Below are 18,902 nucleotides of genomic sequence, written 5' to 3'. Positions count from 1 at the left end.
TCCGCCTAAGATTACCATCTTAAGCGGATTTAATCAGCTAGTTGCTGTGAGAAGCTGCTTATGCAGTTTCTTTCGAGCTACGTGCTTTCTCAACTGATTTATTGATAAACCATTGTTGAGTAATGGTGATACTGTTGTTCACAATCCAGTACAGTACCAAGCCTGCAGGGAAGAACAACATAAATACCGTGAACATGATCGGCATGATCTTGAACACTTTCGCCTGCATTGGATCGGCAGGTTGCGGGTTCAACATTTGCTGAATAAACATGGTTGCACCCATCAACAATGGCAGGATAAACCACGGATCCATTGCAGATAAATCTTGAATCCAGAGCATCCAAGGTGCATGACGCAATTCCACACTTTCCATCAGTACCCAGTACAAGGCCAAGAAGATTGGCATTTGTAGTAACAAGGGTAAACAGCCTGAAAGTGGATTCACTTGCTCGCGCTTGTACAATGCCATCATTTCTTGAGAGAAGCGCATACGGTCTTCACCGAATTCTTCTTTCATACGCTGCATTTCAGGTGCAATCACACGCATTTTCGCCATTGAGCGATAGCTCTTCGACGACAATGGCCACAAGATCAACTTCACCAAAATCGTCAGTAAAATGATTGACCAGCCCCAGTTTCCGACCAAGTTATGGAAGAATTGTAAGCCAAGGAACAATAATTTCGCGATTGGCCATAACCAGCCATAATCTACAGTCTGATTTAAACCGACAGCCAAGTCTTTCAATTCTGATTGAATTTTAGGACCTGAATAGAACGTCGCATCCACTTCTGCCACCGTACCTGCAGGTACATTGATGGTTGGTGAAGTAAAACTGAGGATGTTCATGTCATCACTCGATTTACGCGACTCTAATTTAGCGCTGTATTCTTGACCATTGGCTTGAGTCAACTTCAACTCGCCTGGAATCCAAGCGCTGACGAAGTAATGCTGAACCATTGCAATCCAGCCGCCTTTCGCTTCAACACTTAACTTTTCATCGTTAAAGTTGGCAAATTTAAGCTTGTTGTAATGTTCTTCAGGTGTACCCCATGCGCCACCCAAGAAGGTGCCCAGAGTGAAAATCCCTTGATCCGATTTACCAGGATCTTCCGAATTATCACGTTTCAGCTGACCAAACATCTGGCCTTGCCAGTTTTGACCACTGCGGTTGACCACTTTGTGATTCACCACAACAGGGTATTCGCCTTGCGTGAAGGTAAAGGTTTTAATAATTTCTACGCCGTCAGCCGTCTTAAAGACCATCGGAACAGAAAGTACTTGAACTGACTTGCCGTCTTTATCTTTCGCTGCTTTTGCATCAGCTAAAGTATATGCAGATTTCTCAATTTCATAGACAGGACGACCATTACGACCACTGTCAGGTCCATTCAGACCAATTAAACCAGATTGTGCAACATACGTACGTTTGGCATCGCTTTCCAGCATAACAAACGGTTCATCGCTATCTTTGTTTTTATCATGATTGAGTAATTCAACACGAACAATATCACCACCTTTAGGATTAATCCAAAGATGATAAAGGTCAGTTTGAACTGAAATAAGCTGTTGACTTGCTGCCGCAGTCGATTCTGTTGTTTGCTGCGCTGCATGATTCGCTTGTGGCACATCTGAAGCAGCCGTAGCTGTCTGTCCATTTGGCAGGTCAGCAGACACTTCATGTGAAACAACCGCAGCTTTTTGAGGCTGCTGTTGAGTTTCATTATGACCATAGTCCTTTTGCCATGCCAAAATAAGCAAATATGCGACGACAAACATGGCTCCTAGAATTGCAATCCTGGCCCATTGTTGCATATCTATTACCCCAAAAAGTTAGAGTGATTTTGATTCCATAAACATCCACGAAAGGGTACAGCAACGAGATGCGTTTGAGAATCGATTTGCTGAAATGAAATAAAACGAATTGCTTTTGCGGGAACAGGATCATAGCCCGAGCCGCCCCAAGGATGACATCGACAAATACGATTTGTAGCCAACCAAACACCCCGTACAGCTCCATGCGTATGGATTGCTTCCAATGAATATTGAGAACATGTAGGTATATAACGACAGCGTGGTCCTAACAGCGGACTAATCGCGATCTGATAGAATCGAATCAACCAATGCAGCACACGTACCATTGGCCTTCTCTACTTCTGTGGGGAGGGAGCTATTTTTGAATGCTTTTTAGCAATGCGTTGCAGCTTTTGCCAAGCAAATTGTAATTGCTGATGCAATTCTGAATTGGCGACTGTTTCTATACCAACTTTAGGCATAACCACAATATCCAAGGCATCCAATTGCATTTGATGCAGGCGAAAACTTTCGCGAGCAAGTCGTTTTACTCGATTCCTTTCATGCGCACGGCGCACTTTCTTCTTAGCAACAACAATTCCCAAACGACTGTTAGGTTGTTTGGAATATGTTGCAAGAAACAAGAAGTGGGGTTGATGCACTTTAAAAAGCGCACCATCAAACACTACTTTATAATCGGCAGCACAGCGAAGACGCCGCTCTGCGCCGAAGTCATAAAGTGTCATAACACCCAAAATCGTTTAAGCGTTAACAGATTAAACAGTTAAGCTGTGACGACCTTTTGCACGACGGCGAGCTAATACTTGACGACCAGCTTTAGTAGCCATACGAGCACGGAAACCATGAACGCGCTTACGCTTTAATTCAGATGGTTGGAATGTACGTTTCATATCGAAACTCCAAAAATTGATCTTTCTATAAAGGTCCGCGATTTTAGTGTTCATTGCTTGAGCTGTCAATCAAAAACACCAATTCCGCATAAATAAACTTGTAACTACTCAATTTTTGACTTCAAGCCTTTCATTGAAGGTTCAAGCCCATAAAAAAGTATTCACACCATAATAACTTGTTAAATAATGGAAAATAAGTTATAAACAATATTATGCACAAATTTATCCACATAAGTATAAACACTCTGAAGTTCTAAATTTAAATTTATTCTGGTGTTTGGGTTATCCACAGCAAAGTCGAATCTTATAAATAAATTCAAATTTTAAAATTTAAATTTATTCTTATTAAGGAGCGTTTTTTCTGTGGAAAACCTATTTTTACTATATAAAAACAAGCGTTAGCATTGTGGATATCTATGTTTTTAAGATTTTAAAGAATTGTGGATAACTTGGTAACTTTTTTTATCCACAGCTTGTGGGTTTTTTTATCCACATGTGGTTTTGAATTTAAATTTAGATTGTTTATTTCTTTTTTGAGCAATTTCTGCAGAATTCTTCATGACAGATGTGGATAACTTGGTTAGAATGGCGACCCGCTTTGGCGGACACTGGTGTTTTTAAATTTAAAAATGGATGAATAGGGGTTTCACATGCTTTGGACAGACTGCTTAACTCGCTTGCGACAAGAGCTCTCTGGAAATGTTTTTACAATGTGGATTCGCCCTTTAGTTGCTGAAGAGTTGGATGACACTTTGCGACTATATGCGCCTAATCCATATTGGACGCGCTATATTCAGGAACATCATTTAGAACTGATCACCATTTTGGCGGAACAATTGTCTGAAGGACGCGTTCGCCATGTCGAAATTATGGTAGATTCGCGTCCAGGCGCGATTTTATCCCCAAGTGAACAGCCCGCGACGACAACTGCGGCACTAGAAACACCAGCGCCTGCACCCGTTGCAAAGGTCAAGAAAGAGAAAGATGAGGCGCAGTTAAAGAACAAAAAGCGCTTACTCAATCCTTTGTTTACATTTTCTTTGTTTGTTGAAGGTCGCTCTAACCAGATGGCAGCAGAGACTTGTCGTAAAGTATTGACACAATTGGGTGCTTCACAGCATAACCCATTGTTTTTATATGGTCCGACTGGTTTGGGTAAAACCCACTTGATGCAAGCCGTGGGTAATGCGTTATTACAGGCAAAACCTAATGCACGTGTGATGTACATGACGGCGGAAAGTTTTGTGCAAGATTTTGTCAGCTCCTTACAACAAGGCAAAGTTGAAGAATTTAAGAAAAATTGCCGATCTCTAGATTTGCTCTTGGTCGATGATATTCATTTGTTGGCAGGTAAAGAAGCCAGTTTGGTTGAGTTTTTCTATACCTTTAACGCCTTACTTGATGAATCTAAACAAATTATTTTAACTTCAGATCGTTATCCAAAAGAATTGACGGAGCTGGATGCACGTTTGGTGTCCCGTTTTTCTTGGGGCTTGTCGGTTGGCGTTGAACCACCGGATATCGAAACGCGAATTGAAATTTTATTAAAGAAAGCGCAGAGCAGTGGTGTTGATTTACCACGGAACTGTGCACTCTTTATTGCGCAGCAAGTGGTCGCCAATGTGCGTGAATTAGAAGGTGCACTGAATAAAGTGGTTGCGATTTCACGTTTCAAAGGCACTTCGATCGATCTAGATGTGGTGCGAGAGTCGCTAAAAGATGTTTTAGCGATCCGTGCACGAACCATCAGTACAGAAAACATTCAACGTGTGGTGAGTGAATATTTCCGTATTCCTTTGAAAGAGTTGATTGGCCCGAAACGTACCCGAATTTATGCACGTCCACGTCAATTGGCAATGGGCTTGGCACGTGAGCTGACAGGGGACAGTTTCCCTGAAATTGGTATGGCATTTGGTGGTCGTGATCACAGTACCGTGATGCATGCCTGTGAAAAAGTGCAAAGCCTCAGAGAAGATGATCCGATCTTTAATGAGGATTACAAAAACTTGCAGCGCCTGTTGCAAAGTTAAACCTTATTGCTCAAATTCTATTCTTGCAATGCGGTATATTCTGCCGCATAGTACACTGCTAAAAATACATTTATTTATATTTCATCTTCAGTTTTTTCGAGGAATGCATCGTGCGTTTAAAAATCGCCAAAGAAAGTTTACTTAATGTTCTTTCACATGTGGTAGGAGCGGTGGAACGTCGCCACACCTTAAACATTTTATCGAATGTTAAAGTACAAGTGAGTCAAAATGCTTTGGCGATTACAGGTTCGGATTTGGAAGTTGAATTGGTGGCAAGCACCAACTTGATGGAAGGTGCTTGTTTACAAGCAGGTGAGACTACAGTTCCTGCACGTAAACTTATGGATATTTGTAAGTCTTTACCAAGTGCTGCTCTCATTGATATTCAAATTACTGAAGATCAACGTTGTATTCTGAAATCAGGCAACAGTCGTTTTGTCTTGGGGACTTTACCTGCGGAAGATTATCCGTTGTTAAACACTGAAAATACGCAAGGCACGCAAGTTGCTGTCACTCAGCGTGAATTAAAGCGTTTATTTGAAAAAACCGCGTTTGCGATGGCTGTGCAAGATGTACGTTTCTATTTAACCGGCACTTTATTGGAAATTGATGAAAATCAATTGCGTGCAGTCACAACTGATGGTCACCGTTTGGCCTTATGTGAAACTCTAGCGTCTTCAAATACCCAGCAATTGATTCAAGCAATTGTACCTCGTAAAGCTGTGGGTGAATTACAGCGTTTGCTTAGCATTGAAGATGAGCAATTATCACTCTTGATTGGTCGTGAATTGTTAAATGTCACTATCAACACGCCAAGCCGTGATAAAGAGCAGGGACCGATTACCGTTCGTTTTACCACGAAACTGATTGATGGAAAATTCCCAGACTATCGCCGTGTGATTCCACGTGGTGGCGACAAAAATGTAATGATTGCCCATGATGTGTTTAAGCAGTCTTTACAGCGCGTGTCGATTTTAAGTAATGAAAAACTTCGTGGTGTGTTCTTGAATTTCAGCACCGATACCTTGCAGTTACGTGCCAATAACCCTGAACAAGATGAAGCCATTGAAGATTTGGCGATTCAATATAACGATGCGCCGTTAGAAATGTCGTTTAATGCACAGTATTTACTGGATGTACTCAGTGTATTGGATGGTGATGATGTGTCGATGACCATGACTGAAGCCAATCAGTCGGTATTGGTACACGATCCTGCACATACCGATCAGACTTATGTCGTGATGCCGATGCGTGTCTAAGCACTAGATTTATTATGCATATTACGCGTTTAAATATCGAACGTGTTCGTAATTTAAAGACGGTTGCACTCTCTGAGTTGCAGCCGTTTAACGTCTTTTATGGTGCGAATGGTTCGGGTAAAACTTCAATTTTGGAAGCCATTCATTTGCTGGCGACAGGGCGTTCCTTTCGTACCCATATTCCCAAGCACTATATTCTGCATGATGCACAAAATGCCGTGGTTTTTGCACAATCTGCCAGTGAAAAAGTGGGGATGCAAAAGCACGTGAGTGGTGAGCAGGTGATGAAGGTCAATGGCGACCATATTGCCACCCAAGGACAACTGGCTAAACTTCTTCCTTTGCAACATATTGACCCACAAAGCACCGATATTATTGATCATGGTGCAAAGCCACGCCGACAATTGTTGGACTGGCTTATGTTTCACGTGGAACCTGAGTTTTATCATGCTTGGCAGTATTATTCTCGTGCATTGAAACAACGCAACAGCTTGCTAAAATCACAACGTTCATTGAGTTTGGAGCAGTTGGAGCCGTGGAACAAAATGCTGGGTGAATATGGTGAAATTCTACATTCCCAGCGCGTAGCGATTGTGGAACAGTGGAATGTTTATTTTCAGCAAGATTTGCAGCAATTATTACCCAATTTAAGCATTGAACTGGAATATGTCGCAGGTTTTCATACTGAACATGGGTTATGGAATGACCTGTGCAGTCATCATCAAAAAGACGTAGATCGACGCTATACCGAATACGGTCCACACCGTGCCGATTTACGCTTAAAAACCCCAATGGGGGAGGCGGATATTGTTTTATCACGTGGACAAAAAAAGCTGTTGATAATGGCGCTAAAACTCTCCCAGATTGCAATGCTACATGCCTGTAATAAGGAAACTGTGGTATTATTAGATGATCTTACAGCAGAATTAGATTTAGCCGCACAACAACGTTTAATTGAGCGATTAAGCCAACTTGGTAGTCAAGTTTTTATTACCACTTTAGAGCATGAATCTGTGCAAAAACATTTACATGACTTGTCTATTTCCCACCAATTGTTCCACGTGGAAAATGGTCGAGTGGCATGTGTTGTGCAATGATTTCCCATCTTTGGATAGACCGATTTTTCACTAGGGAGTAACCATGAGTTCAGAAGACCAATCTGTCACTCAAACAGAACAAAGCAACGAAAAGGCTTATGATTCCTCCAGCATTAAAGTTTTGCGTGGTTTGGATGCCGTTCGTAAGCGCCCAGGTATGTATATTGGCGATACTGATGATGGTACAGGTTTGCATCACATGGTGTTCGAGGTGGTGGATAACGCCATTGATGAAGCTTTAGCAGGTCATTGTGATGAAATCTTAGTGACGATTCATGAAGATGAGTCGGTGAGCGTTTCGGATAACGGTCGTGGTATTCCAACCGATATTCACCCTGAAGAAGGGGTGTCTGCCGCAGAGGTAATTTTGACCATTCTGCATGCCGGCGGTAAGTTTGATGATAATAGCTATAAAGTTTCAGGTGGTTTACACGGTGTAGGTGTTTCCGTGGTAAATGCCTTGTCGAGCAAGCTCGAATTAACCATTCACCGTGCTGGACATATTCATCAACAAGAATATCGTCACGGTGATCCGCAGTATCCTTTAAAAGTGATTGGTAATACTGAAACGACAGGTACGATCGTACGTTTCTGGCCAAGTGCGGAAACCTTTAGCCAGACCATTTTTAATGTGGATATTTTGGCGCGTCGTTTACGTGAACTTTCATTCCTGAATGCAGGGGTGCGTATTGTTCTGCGTGATGAGCGTATCAACCTCGAACACGTGTATGACTACGAAGGTGGTTTGTCTGAGTTTGTAAAATATATCAATCAGGGCAAAAACCATCTGAATGACATTTTCCACTTCACTACGCAAGCTGAAAATGGCATTGGGGTTGAAGTAGCTTTGCAGTGGAACGATTCTTATCAAGAAAACGTGCGTTGCTTTACCAACAATATTCCGCAAAAAGATGGCGGAACACATTTGGCCGGTTTCCGTGCAGCATTGACCCGTGGCTTAAACAGCTATATGGAAAATGAGAGCTTACTGAAAAAAGAGAAAGTTGCGGTTACGGGTGATGATGCTCGTGAAGGTTTAACGGCGATTATTTCGGTCAAAGTGCCAGATCCGAAGTTCTCTTCACAAACCAAAGAAAAACTGGTGTCAAGTGAAGTGAAGCCTGCGGTCGAGCAAGCCATGAACAAAGCGTTCTCGGAGTACTTGCTTGAGAATCCTGCGGCTGCTAAATCAATTGCAGGCAAGATTATTGATGCTGCACGTGCACGTGATGCTGCGCGTAAGGCACGTGAAATGACGCGTCGTAAAAGTGCACTGGATATCGCGGGTTTGCCTGGTAAGTTAGCAGACTGTCAGGAAAAAGATCCAGCGATGTCTGAACTGTATCTGGTCGAGGGTGACTCTGCAGGCGGTTCAGCTAAGCAAGGGCGTAACCGTAAAATGCAGGCTATTTTACCGTTGAAAGGTAAAATCCTGAACGTGGAACGTGCACGGTTTGACAAGATGATTTCTTCTCAGGAAGTCGGCACACTGATTACCGCTTTAGGCTGTGGTATTGGGCGTGAAGAATATAATCCTGACAAGTTGCGTTATCACAAAATCATCATCATGACCGATGCCGACGTCGATGGTTCACATATTCGTACCTTGTTACTCACTTTCTTCTTCCGCCAAATGCCAGAATTGGTGGAGCGTGGTCATATTTATATTGCCCAGCCACCACTATATAAGTTGAAGAAAGGCAAGCAAGAACAGTACATCAAAGACAATGAAGCATTGGAAACCTTCCTGATTTCAAATGCGATTGATGATTTGGCACTACACATCAGTGCTGAAGCGCCTGCGATTCGCGGTGAGGCTTTGGCCAACGTGATTGCGGATTATCAAACTTCGCAGAAGAGCTTACAGCGTTTAACTCAGCGTTATCCTGCAAGCTTGTTGGATGGTTTGATTTCATTAGAAACTTACAAATTCGACCACTCGCAAGATTTGGCTTATGTCCAACACTGGGGTGAGCAATTGCGTGCTGCAGTGGAAAAAGCTCAGCCGAGCTTACGTCCTGAGTTAATACTGGAAGCCTTCGATAAAGAATTGCCAGATGGTGAAAAAGCGGTGGTGTATTTCCCACGCATTACCATTTATGTGCATAACTTGCCGCACAGTTATTTACTTGATGCGGGCTTATTATCTTCGACTGAATATGTACGTTTACTCAAGAATTCCAAGAGCTGGTTCAGCCTACTTGAAGAAGGTGCTTATTTGGAGAAAGGTGAGCGTAAAATTGCGGTCAGCAATTTCCATCAGGTTTGGCAGCATATTTTACAAGACTCGCGTCGCGGCATGATGATCCAGCGTTATAAAGGTTTGGGTGAGATGAATGCGGAACAGCTTTGGGAAACCACAATGGATCCTGAAAACCGCAACATGCTGCAAGTCACCATTGATGATGCGATTGAAGCCGATCGTATGTTCTCTTGCTTGATGGGGGATGATGTAGAACCACGTCGTGCCTTCATTGAAGAGAATGCCTTGAATGCAGATATTGATGCTTAAGCAGTTATGATTTTAAAAAGCAGCCTCAGGGCTGCTTTTTTTATGGTAGGTTGTTTTGTTGGGTTTTGGTGATAGTTATTAAACTGTCGTATTGCTGTGGCATGCTGAATCAAAATAACAGCGAGGGAAGACGATGGATTTAAGTTTGGAGCAGTGCCGTGATCACTGGCTGAATGCCTTTTATACGGGGCAGGTGCAAGAGTTGATGCAATATGAGCATCCAGAGTTTAAGGTGGTGTATGAAGCTCAAGGCAAAGTAGAAAGCAATTTAAGCCGTTACGCCAGTATTCAGCATGCAGTGCAAAATGGGGTGTGGAAGCCGCGTCATTTAGAGATTCAAACCGAAATGTTTGAGTTTAATCCGACTCAAACAGAATGCCGAATTCTGTTGCATTTGGCGCAGCCTGAACAGGTTATTCAGGAAACGTGGCATTTCCAGTCTGATGCATGGCAAATTGTAGAGTTACGCTTTTGTAAAAAGAAACTGGTGGGTCTATTTGATTGAGCTGATTTTTAGACATAAAAAAAGCAGGTCGAGTGACCTGCTTTTCGCTTTGCGTGGATTAGTCGGTAAACGTCACTTTCGCAATGGCTTTTTTACCTGCTTGAACAATGAGGGTGATGTTTTCGTTCACAGAGAAGCTAGCATCAACTACATTCCAGTCGACTTTAACGGCTCCACGTGAAACAGCATCTTTGGCAGCAGCAGCATTTTTGGTTAAACCCGCTGCACGCACAATCGAGGCAATAAACATTTCACCACCAAATTCGGCACGTGAAATGGTTACTTCAGGTGTCCCTTCAGGTAGTTCACCTTCAGTAATGATGTTGCCCGCACCTTTATGGGCATTGGCAGCCGCTTCAGCACCGTGGAAACGCTCAACCAACTCAAGTGCAAGAATCTTCTTCACTTCTTGTGGGTTACGACCCTCTTCAATTTCTTTGAGTAGGACTTTAATTTCTTCAACCGATTTAAAGCTGAGTAGATCAAAATAACGTTCAATCAAAGCATCTGGCATTGAAAGGACTTTTTGATACATCGCGCCTGGGGTATCAAATACACCAATGTAGTTGCCTAAAGATTTAGACATTTTGTTGACGCCGTCCAAGCCTTCAAGAATTGGCACGGTAATGCACACTTGTGCTTCTTGATCATAACGACCTTGCAAGGTACGCCCCATCAACAAGTTAAAGGTCTGATCCGTACCACCCAATTCGACATCGGCATGCAAGGCAACAGAGTCATAACCTTGTACCAGTGGATACAAGAACTCGTGAATCGCAATTGGTTGTTGATTGTTATAACGCTTGGTGAAGTCATCACGTTCCAACATACGTGCAACAGTTTGCTGTGACGCCAACTGAATTAAATCAGCTGCAGTTTTGGTCGCGAACCATTCCGAGTTAAACACCACTTTGGTTTTGTTTGGATCAAGAATTTTAAAAACTTGCTCTTGATAGGTTTTGGCATTTTCTAAGACTTGTTCACGTGACAACGGTGGGCGAGTCGCGCTTTTACCCGTTGGGTCACCGATCATCGCAGTATAGTCACCAATCAAGAAAAACACTTCATGACCGAGGTCTTGGAAGGTTTTTAATTTATTGATCAGCACCGTATGACCCAAGTGCAAGTCAGGTGCAGTCGGATCGAAGCCCGCTTTAATTTTTAGAGGACGATTCTCTTTGAGTTTCTTTAACAGATCCTCTTCAGAGATAATTTCATGAGTGCCTCGTTGAATGAGGGCAAGCTGTTCTTCAGCTGGCAGGAAATTTGACATCACAAAACCCAAACACATCAGTTATTCAATTTGTGCGATATACTAACACTTTTTCAGCACATTGCAGGCTTTAGAATAATCATGACAGCAATCTATATTGGGGTAATGACCGGCACCAGCATGGATGGGGTAGATATTGTTGCCGCTTCGTTCGATCCATTGCAGTTGCATGCCACGCTCACCTTGGCTTTTGACCCCGATTTACGCGATGAACTGATGGCACTGACCTTGCCAGATGACAATGAAATTGATCGTATGGGCAAAGCTGATGTGGCTTTGGCGAAAATGATTGGCGAAGGCATTAATACGCTGATTGAACAACATCAACTAGACCGTAGCCAAATTAAAGCCATTGGTTCGCATGGGCAAACCATTCGCCATCGTCCAGAGCATGGTTTTACCTTACAGATTGGTGATCCGAATATCATTACCGAAATCACCAAAATTCCAGTGGTGTCCGATTTTCGCCGTCGTGATATGGCAGCAGGTGGGCAGGGTGCGCCGTTAGTGCCAGCTTTTCATCAAGCCTTATTCCAGCATGAAAGCATTCACCGTGTGATTCTGAATTTGGGTGGCATCGCCAATGTCAGTCTTTTACCTGCGGGTGCACCAGAGCAAGTTTCGGGTTTTGATACTGGACCTGCCAATATTCTGATGGATGCATGGTGTCATCGTTATACCGGTCAGCCTTATGATGAAAATGGCAATTGGGCCGCTTATGGTCAACCAATTCGTAGTTTGCTAGAGCGTTTACAAGCGCATGAATTTTTTGCTAAAGAGCCACCAAAAAGCACAGGTCGTGAAGACTTTAATTTAGACTGGCTGGATGATCAGCTCATGGACTGGCGTAATGACGAACTGGCTTATGATGAGTTGGAAGATACGCCTGAAAATGTCCAAGCCACATTATTAAAATTGACCACACGTGCCATTAAAAAAGCCATTTACCGTTCTGGCATGGATACGGGTGAAGTCTACGTCTGTGGTGGTGGAGCTTATAATTCGCAACTGCTAGAACAATTGCGCTGGCGTTTGCGCAAGCACCAATGGACTGTACAAAGTACCGCAGATTTGGGCTTAAGTCCGACGTGGGTAGAAGCCACAGCTTTTGCGTGGTTGGCGAAGCGTTTTGTCGAACACCTGAGTGGTAATTTACCTGCAGTGACAGGCGCGGATGGCTATCGTATTTTAGGTAGTATGACTGCGGTCTAGACCCCATAAAAAAACCTCCAATTCAGGAGGTTTTTTTAATTCTGTGATCGGCTTAAATCGAGAAAGATGATCCACAGCCGCAAGTTGTAGTTGCATTCGGATTTTGTACGATAAAACGTGAACCTTCTAGACCTTCCACATAATCGACCACTGAACCGACGAGATATTGATAGCTCAGTGAGTCAACCAGCATTTTTACATCGCCATTAATGAACTCAGCATCATCTTCATTCATATTGTCGGCAAAGTTAAAGCCGTAAGAAAAGCCTGAACAGCCCCCACCCGTTACATAAACACGTAACATTAAGTCTTGGTTGCCTTCACTATCGCGCAATTGGCGTACTTTATTTGCAGCATTGTCGGTCAACTCAAGCGCTGGAGCAGTCATGATAGATTCCTCTGTGGTTCTAGTGTCTTTTATCAATAAAAAGACTATATATCTAAGTATAGCATACTCAATATAGGGTCAATATTCGAAGATTAAAAGTCAAATCAGAGTAATTTTATCAAGATTATTTGTAGTTTTCATCTTGCAGACCACATTCAAAATTTTTGGCATCCTCTTTACAGCGGAATTGCCACAGCAGTTTCATCATGCGTTTGTCGTAGACGCCTTGCTGGGTCAAATTAATCCGAGCTTCACGCATCATTTTTTGATAGCCAGGTTTGTCGGCAGCAGGAACATCCATCCAGTACTTCGTTGGAATATCGGCTTTCATCTTGCCTAAAATATCAAAGGCACGCGGTAATTGTGCTTTTACCCATTCACGCGATTGTTGACCATAGCCTTTAGGAAAGCGTTCGGGACGAATAATGATATTGCCTGTGACCTGTAAGATTGGATAGTTCACAATTGCGCCTTTGCTGCCTAAACCTTTATGTAATTCGAGCGGTTTAAAGGCAGCCGCAGGAGCGCCAATAATATCGACCTGACCATTGTTAAACTTACTGCCGAAATTGGTAACATCTGAACTGACCGCCTGAGCACCGACTTGCTGCACCATAATTTTTTGTGCTTGGTCATAATCCAGTACCGCAATCTTTTTTCCTGCGGCTTTTGCCACAGTATTAATATTACGGTCATTCACCATTAAATAGGCATCACCAACAGGAATCACCCCCGCAATTTCATATTTGCCTTTCACCATATATTTACTGAAGGTGGGATTGGCTAAACCTTGCATGACTTTGACCGCCAGTTTGAGATTGGGAATTGCCCCAATCGCATCTAGCGAACCTGTAAAATCATTAAATTGGCGTCCCCGCATGCCTGTAACGCTGATGCCATCACATTTGCCTGCTTTAAAATCTTCTGCAATCACGGCTTCATTTTGCGCCACTCGCAGTTCAATATCCGCTCCCCAGTTTTTGGCAGCCAATTGATAATCTATCATTAGGGCATATACATCGCCACTTTTCCCAACCAAGTCAAATACGCAAACCACTTGTTTGGCTTGTACGAGGCTGGTTGCAGCACAGAGTCCGAGTCCGATCAAAAGTTGCTGAGATGATGCTGTCATCATGTGAATTGTCCTTATTCCATTCTTTTTATAGTGTTGTGATGAGATTCTTCATCATGTCGCGGTAAAACAATTATGTTACCTGTGCTCAAGCTTAGCCTGTTTTGCAGGATCAGCATTGGCATAGGAGACAGAATGTGAACAGAAAAAAGCCTAGAAGAATCTAGGCTTTAATGATTGATTTTAGGTTTATTCACCAGCCATTGAACATTCGAAATTGGCTTTGTCGACAGAGCAACGTGCTTTCTTCAAAACACTCATCATGCTGGCATCATAAATGCCTTGTTTGGTGAGATCGATACGACCATCACGTAACATCTTTTGATATTTGATTTTATCTTCTGCACTTAGCGTTAGACGATATTTGGCAGGAATACCTGCTTCAAGGCGGTTAATCATCGAGAAGCTTTTTGGCAGATTTTTTACAAACCAATCACGGGATTTTTGTCCGAAGCCTGCTGGGAACTGTTCTGGGCGAATCACAAAGTCTGCGGTCACTTGCAGTACAGGGAAGTTGAACATGGCACCACTGTTACCCAAACCTTTGTAAATTTCTAAGGGTTTATAGGCATAGGCTGGGGCACCGACCATATCTACCTGACCATTATTGAATTTCGCCACAAAATTCGAGACATCTGAAATGACGGCCTGTGCCCCGACACGTTGCACCATAATTTTCTGAGCTTGGTCATAGCCTAATACCGCGAATTTTTTGCCTGCGGCTTTTTCAATAGAATTGATGTTTTTGTCACGAACAAAAATAAAGGCAGAGCCGAGTGGGGCAATGCCTGCAACTTCATATTTTTTACCCCCCAGAGTCGTGACCATTTTGCTGGCATTACGTTGGTCTAGAGCAAAGCTAATGGCTTTTTGTGCAATGGCATTGCTAGGTACACCACCCAAGGCATCAATCGAACCTGCAAATTTATTGTATTGACGGGCACGCATGGCAGTCATAAACACGCCGTCACATTTACCGGCTTTAAAATCGTTATCTGCAACCGCTTCATCTTGACGTGGAATCAGATTGATATCGACTCCCCAACCTTTCGCTGCTAATGCCCATTCTTGCGCCATTTGATAAGACTCACCAGATTTTCCGAGCAAATCAAATACACAGACATCTACCTGTGCGGCTTGCGTGGTCGCTGATAGACCCATCGCAGTCACTGCAGCGAAACCTAACATGACTTTTTTCATTGTGTTCATCCTTTTCAGATTGATTCTTGTTTTTAGTGTCCTTACACGCAGACAATATTAAGCAAGTTTTGTACGTATAAATAGAGTATTTACTCCATTTTTAAATAAAAAAAATGACACGCTGAGTAAAATTGCTGTCAATTTGTCCAATACGAAGCCGTGTTTTCATAAAAATCAGTTAATTGAATAATGTACTTGCTGCTCAAAAGTGATCCAAAAATTATTCACCTCCCAGTGAGCATTCAAAATTGGTCCGTTCCACAGTACAGCGAGCTTTTTTGAGGACGGTCATCATGGTTGGGTCATAAATACCTTGCTGGGTCAGATCCATACGCGCATCACGCAGCAGCTTTTGGTATTTTTCTTTATCTTCCTTGTCCAGCTCCATTCGGTATTTCGCGGGAATCGAGGCTTCTACCCGTTGCACCATGGCAAAACTTTTAGGCAACTGGCGGACAAACCATTGTCGCGATTGAGCAGCAAAGCCATCTGGAAATTTTTCAGGGCGTATAATCAGATCTGCGGTGACATTCAGCACGGGAAAGTTGACCATCGCGCCGTTATTGCCCAATCCCTTATGGATTTCCAAGGGTTTAAACGCATAAGCTGGGGCAGGCACAACATCGACTTCGTTTTGATTAAACTTTTTCACGAAATTGGAAATTTCAGACATCACGGGCACTGCATTGACCCGTTTCACCATAATTTTTTGGGCTTGATCGAATTCCATCACCGCAATTTTTTTACCATTCAGCTTTTCTACACTATTCACCGCTTTATCGCGTACAAATAAATAAGCAGGACCAATCTGACCAATGCCTGCGACTTCATAGGTGTCTTTTCCTGATTTGGTAATCAAGCGTTTTTGATTTCTCTTGTCCAAGACATAAATAATGGCTTTTTGCGCAATCGCATTATTGGGTACGCCGCCTAAGGCATCGATCGAACCTGCAAATTTATTATAATTGCGTGCCCGCATCGAGGTCATATAGAAGCCATCGCAAACACCAGCTTTAAAGTCTTGGTCTAATTGAGCTTCATCTTTATAAGCCGTCAGATCGATCTGGGCGCCCCAGCTTTTACTGGCCAATGCCCATTCCTCCAGAAATTTATATGATTCTCCTGATTTGCCCAGTAAATCGAATACACAGATATTGCTCTTGGCGTGAGCGACATTAGACAAATTAAAGAGCATTGCTGTCGACAAGATCAAAAAGGCTTGCTTCACGATTCCACCTCATTCTTTTGATTTTTCAGGAACAAATTTATATAAGCATGTTTTATTTGGATAAAATAGAGTTTTTACTCTATTTCCGATCAGTAACATTTAGATCGGCATTCATTTGTACTTTTTGTTTTCTGAGCGACTTCCTTTAGAATAGCGCTAACTTTTTATGTGCCAGTCTTTGTAATGATTCAGTTAGATCAACTTTCTATACGCCGTGGGGGACGAGTTTTGTTCCAAAAAGCCTCTATGCAACTGCATCCAGGCTGGAAAATTGGTCTAACAGGGGTGAATGGTGCAGGGAAATCGACCTTATTTGCTGCATTTTTAGGTGAATTAGGTGCCGATGAAGGCAGTTTGACCCGTCCAGCCGTCTGGACCGTTGCGCATATGGCTCAAGAAATCAAAGCCTTAGATATGAAAGCGATTGATTTTGTTTTATCGGGCGATGAAGAATATTGGGAGATTCAGCACAAACTGGATCATCCAGAAAACTTAAGCAATGATGAACTGGCGCACTTATATGGCCGCTTTGATGAGATTCATGGCTATTCGGCTGCGGCCAAAGCATCACAACTCATGGCGGGCCTAGGTTTCTTTGAACATCAATCTCAACTGGATGTTTCTAGTTTCTCAGGCGGATGGCGTATGCGTCTGAATCTGGCACGTACCCTGATGAGCCGTTCAGATTTACTGTTGCTAGATGAGCCGACCAACCATTTAGATTTAGATGCGATTTTGTGGTTAGAAGACTGGTTAAAAGCCTATGAAGGTACGTTGGTGTTGATTTCACATGACCGTGATTTCTTGGATGCCATCACCGATCATATTCTACATATCGAAAATCAAGAGTTAACCTTATATACGGGGAATTACTCGACGTTTGAACGTACCCGCAGCGAACGTTTAGCCCAACAACAACAGGCGTACGAAAAGCAATTAGAAACCCGTGCACATTTGCAAAAATATATCGATCGCTTTAAAGCACAAGCCACCAAAGCTAAACAGGCACAAAGTCGTATTAAACAATTAGAGCGTATGCAGGAACTTTCGGCTGCACATGTGGATACGCCGTTTACTTTTAGTTTCCGTGAACCCTCTAAAATGAGTTCACCTTTACTGGAACTTGAAAGTGCAGATATTGGTTATGGTGACAAACTGATTGTGACCAATGTCAATCTGCAAATTACCCCGACCAGCCGAATTGGTTTATTGGGGATGAATGGCGCAGGTAAATCTACGCTGATTAAATCCTTGGTGGGCGATTTACCTTTATTGGCAGGGCATCGCAAAGCCTCTGAATTACTCAATATTGGTTATTTCGCTCAGCATCAGATGGATGCTTTGGATGGGAATGCCAGTCCAATGTTGCAATTGGCACGTATTGCAGACCCGAAAATCAGTGAAGCGACGTTACGTTCGTTCCTAGGCAGCTTTGGCTTTAGTGGCGAACGTATGGATACGCCAAGTGAAAGCTTCTCTGGCGGAGAGCGTGCTCGTTTAGCGCTGGCATTGATTGTGTGGCAACGCCCAAATGTCTTGATTCTAGATGAACCGACCAACCATTTGGATTTGGATATGCGCCATGCACTGACCATGGCACTGCAAGATTTCGAAGGGGCTGTGGTGTTGGTGTCACATGAACGTCAATTGATTGCCAGCGTCTGTGACGAACTCTTATTGGTCCACCAAGGCACGTGTCGTGACTTTGATGGTGATTTAACTGTGTATGCAGAATGGCTACGTCAAGCGCGTATCGACATGATGAAAAATGGACAACAGCCTGCTGCACCAATCCAATCCCAAGTCGAAGCGAAACCGACTATTTCTAAACTGGATAAAGAAGCGCAGCGCAAAGAAGCTGCACGTCAGCGTGAACAAACCCGTCCAATTCGTAAGAATATTGAGAAATGCGAATCGCAAATGGAAAAGTTACAACCGCGTTTGCAAGAAATTGAAAGCTTGCTCGGGGATAGTAGTTTGTATGACGCTGAGCGTAAGCAAGATTTATTAAAATTGATGGATGAGCAAAATCAAATCAAAGCCAAGTTAGAGCAAACTGAAGAAGAGATGCTAGGTTTGATGATGGAGTTGGAAGAACTCGAAAGCTCATTCTGATTCACGAACAGCGAAGACCCAAAAGCACAGCCTTAGGTTGTGCTTTTTTTATTAAGGGAGAATTTAAAAAACTAAAAAAGTGATTGAGGCCCAATATAGACATATAAAAGAGAGAAAAATGGAAATAAATATGCGATTTAAGTGTGAAAACGCTTAAAAAGTGAGTGAAAAACACATTTTTTGCATAAATTCGTGGAAAAAAACAACAGACGTGCAAAATAATCCGAAACAGGTGTTGCAACCTATCT

At 42.9% G+C, this 18,902-nt stretch carries 16 protein-coding genes; 7 read left to right on the top strand and 9 right to left on the bottom strand.

Annotated features, from left to right (window positions below; translation table 11 throughout):
• Window positions 1–58: 58 nt before the first annotated feature.
• The 4 genes from yidC to rpmH are packed head-to-tail and all read right to left on the bottom strand — an operon-like array spanning window position 59 to window position 2,703.
• Window positions 59–1,813 carry a membrane protein insertase YidC gene (yidC, locus tag ACWQ4X_RS14670; protein WP_142769873.1) on the bottom strand — a complete coding sequence of 585 codons (1,755 nt, stop codon included), beginning with the start codon at window positions 1,811–1,813 and terminating at the stop codon, window positions 59–61.
• Window positions 1,814–1,818: 5 nt separating this feature from the next.
• A complete protein-coding gene (gene yidD, locus ACWQ4X_RS14665) occupies window positions 1,819–2,139 on the bottom strand; it encodes a membrane protein insertion efficiency factor YidD (RefSeq protein ID WP_100242854.1) in 321 nt (106 codons plus the stop codon).
• Window positions 2,140–2,148: 9 nt separating this feature from the next.
• Window positions 2,149–2,538: a ribonuclease P protein component gene (gene rnpA, locus ACWQ4X_RS14660; protein WP_100242855.1), complete on the bottom strand. Its 390-nt coding sequence runs from the start codon at window positions 2,536–2,538 to the stop codon at window positions 2,149–2,151.
• Window positions 2,539–2,568: 30 nt separating this feature from the next.
• On the bottom strand, window positions 2,569–2,703 hold the full coding sequence (gene rpmH, locus ACWQ4X_RS14655) for a 50S ribosomal protein L34 (protein ID WP_000831329.1): 135 nt from the start codon (window positions 2,701–2,703) through the stop codon (window positions 2,569–2,571).
• A gap of 650 nt (window positions 2,704–3,353) precedes the next feature.
• On the opposite strand from rpmH, the gene dnaA reads away from it, so the two are divergent.
• The 5 genes from dnaA (at window position 3,354) to ACWQ4X_RS14630 (ending at window position 10,106) form a co-directional block, all read left to right on the top strand.
• Window positions 3,354–4,733, top strand: coding sequence for a chromosomal replication initiator protein DnaA (dnaA, locus tag ACWQ4X_RS14650; protein ID WP_457904145.1), 1,380 nt, complete (start codon window positions 3,354–3,356; stop codon window positions 4,731–4,733).
• A 110-nt stretch (window positions 4,734–4,843) separates the two neighbouring features.
• Window positions 4,844–5,992: a DNA polymerase III subunit beta gene (gene dnaN, locus ACWQ4X_RS14645; protein WP_100242857.1), complete on the top strand. Its 1,149-nt coding sequence runs from the start codon at window positions 4,844–4,846 to the stop codon at window positions 5,990–5,992.
• 14 nt (window positions 5,993–6,006) lie between these two features.
• The gene (recF, locus tag ACWQ4X_RS14640) at window positions 6,007–7,089 is read left to right on the top strand and encodes a DNA replication/repair protein RecF (RefSeq protein WP_457904144.1); all 1,083 of its coding nucleotides are present in this window, start codon (window positions 6,007–6,009) and stop codon (window positions 7,087–7,089) included.
• 43 nt (window positions 7,090–7,132) lie between these two features.
• Window positions 7,133–9,601, top strand: a complete 2,469-nt coding sequence (gene gyrB / locus ACWQ4X_RS14635) for a DNA topoisomerase (ATP-hydrolyzing) subunit B (RefSeq protein ID WP_457904143.1) — start codon at window positions 7,133–7,135, stop codon at window positions 9,599–9,601.
• A 133-nt stretch (window positions 9,602–9,734) separates the two neighbouring features.
• Window positions 9,735–10,106 carry a hypothetical protein gene (locus tag ACWQ4X_RS14630; protein ID WP_457904142.1) on the top strand — a complete coding sequence of 124 codons (372 nt, stop codon included), beginning with the start codon at window positions 9,735–9,737 and terminating at the stop codon, window positions 10,104–10,106.
• A gap of 58 nt (window positions 10,107–10,164) precedes the next feature.
• On the opposite strand, the gene tyrS is transcribed toward ACWQ4X_RS14630, so the two are convergent.
• Window positions 10,165–11,397 carry a tyrosine--tRNA ligase gene (gene tyrS, locus ACWQ4X_RS14625; RefSeq protein WP_241629245.1) on the bottom strand — a complete coding sequence of 411 codons (1,233 nt, stop codon included), beginning with the start codon at window positions 11,395–11,397 and terminating at the stop codon, window positions 10,165–10,167.
• A 63-nt stretch (window positions 11,398–11,460) separates the two neighbouring features.
• On the opposite strand from tyrS, the gene ACWQ4X_RS14620 reads away from it, so the two are divergent.
• Window positions 11,461–12,591 carry an anhydro-N-acetylmuramic acid kinase gene (locus ACWQ4X_RS14620; RefSeq protein ID WP_457904141.1) on the top strand — a complete coding sequence of 377 codons (1,131 nt, stop codon included), beginning with the start codon at window positions 11,461–11,463 and terminating at the stop codon, window positions 12,589–12,591.
• A 52-nt stretch (window positions 12,592–12,643) separates the two neighbouring features.
• On the opposite strand, the gene erpA is transcribed toward ACWQ4X_RS14620, so the two are convergent.
• The 4 genes from erpA to ACWQ4X_RS14600 form a co-directional block, all read right to left on the bottom strand.
• Window positions 12,644–12,979, bottom strand: a complete 336-nt coding sequence (erpA, locus tag ACWQ4X_RS14615) for an iron-sulfur cluster insertion protein ErpA (protein ID WP_142769879.1) — start codon at window positions 12,977–12,979, stop codon at window positions 12,644–12,646.
• A gap of 124 nt (window positions 12,980–13,103) precedes the next feature.
• Window positions 13,104–14,111, bottom strand: a complete 1,008-nt coding sequence (locus ACWQ4X_RS14610; RefSeq protein WP_457904161.1) for a putative solute-binding protein — start codon at window positions 14,109–14,111, stop codon at window positions 13,104–13,106.
• A gap of 189 nt (window positions 14,112–14,300) precedes the next feature.
• Window positions 14,301–15,311, bottom strand: a complete 1,011-nt coding sequence (locus ACWQ4X_RS14605; RefSeq protein ID WP_457904140.1) for a putative solute-binding protein — start codon at window positions 15,309–15,311, stop codon at window positions 14,301–14,303.
• Between the two features lie 220 nt (window positions 15,312–15,531).
• The gene (locus tag ACWQ4X_RS14600; RefSeq protein ID WP_457904139.1) at window positions 15,532–16,539 is read right to left on the bottom strand and encodes a putative solute-binding protein; all 1,008 of its coding nucleotides are present in this window, start codon (window positions 16,537–16,539) and stop codon (window positions 15,532–15,534) included.
• 183 nt (window positions 16,540–16,722) lie between these two features.
• Here ACWQ4X_RS14600 and ACWQ4X_RS14595 point away from each other — a divergent pair, with 183 nt between their 5' ends.
• Window positions 16,723–18,654: an ATP-binding cassette domain-containing protein gene (locus ACWQ4X_RS14595; RefSeq protein ID WP_457904138.1), complete on the top strand. Its 1,932-nt coding sequence runs from the start codon at window positions 16,723–16,725 to the stop codon at window positions 18,652–18,654.
• Window positions 18,655–18,902: the final 248 nt, after the last annotated feature.

The organism is Acinetobacter sp. NigerLNRRAM0016 (assembly GCF_054112845.1).
The sequence above is the reverse complement of the archived record's forward strand: the minus strand, read 5'-3'. Positions and strand labels throughout refer to the sequence as shown.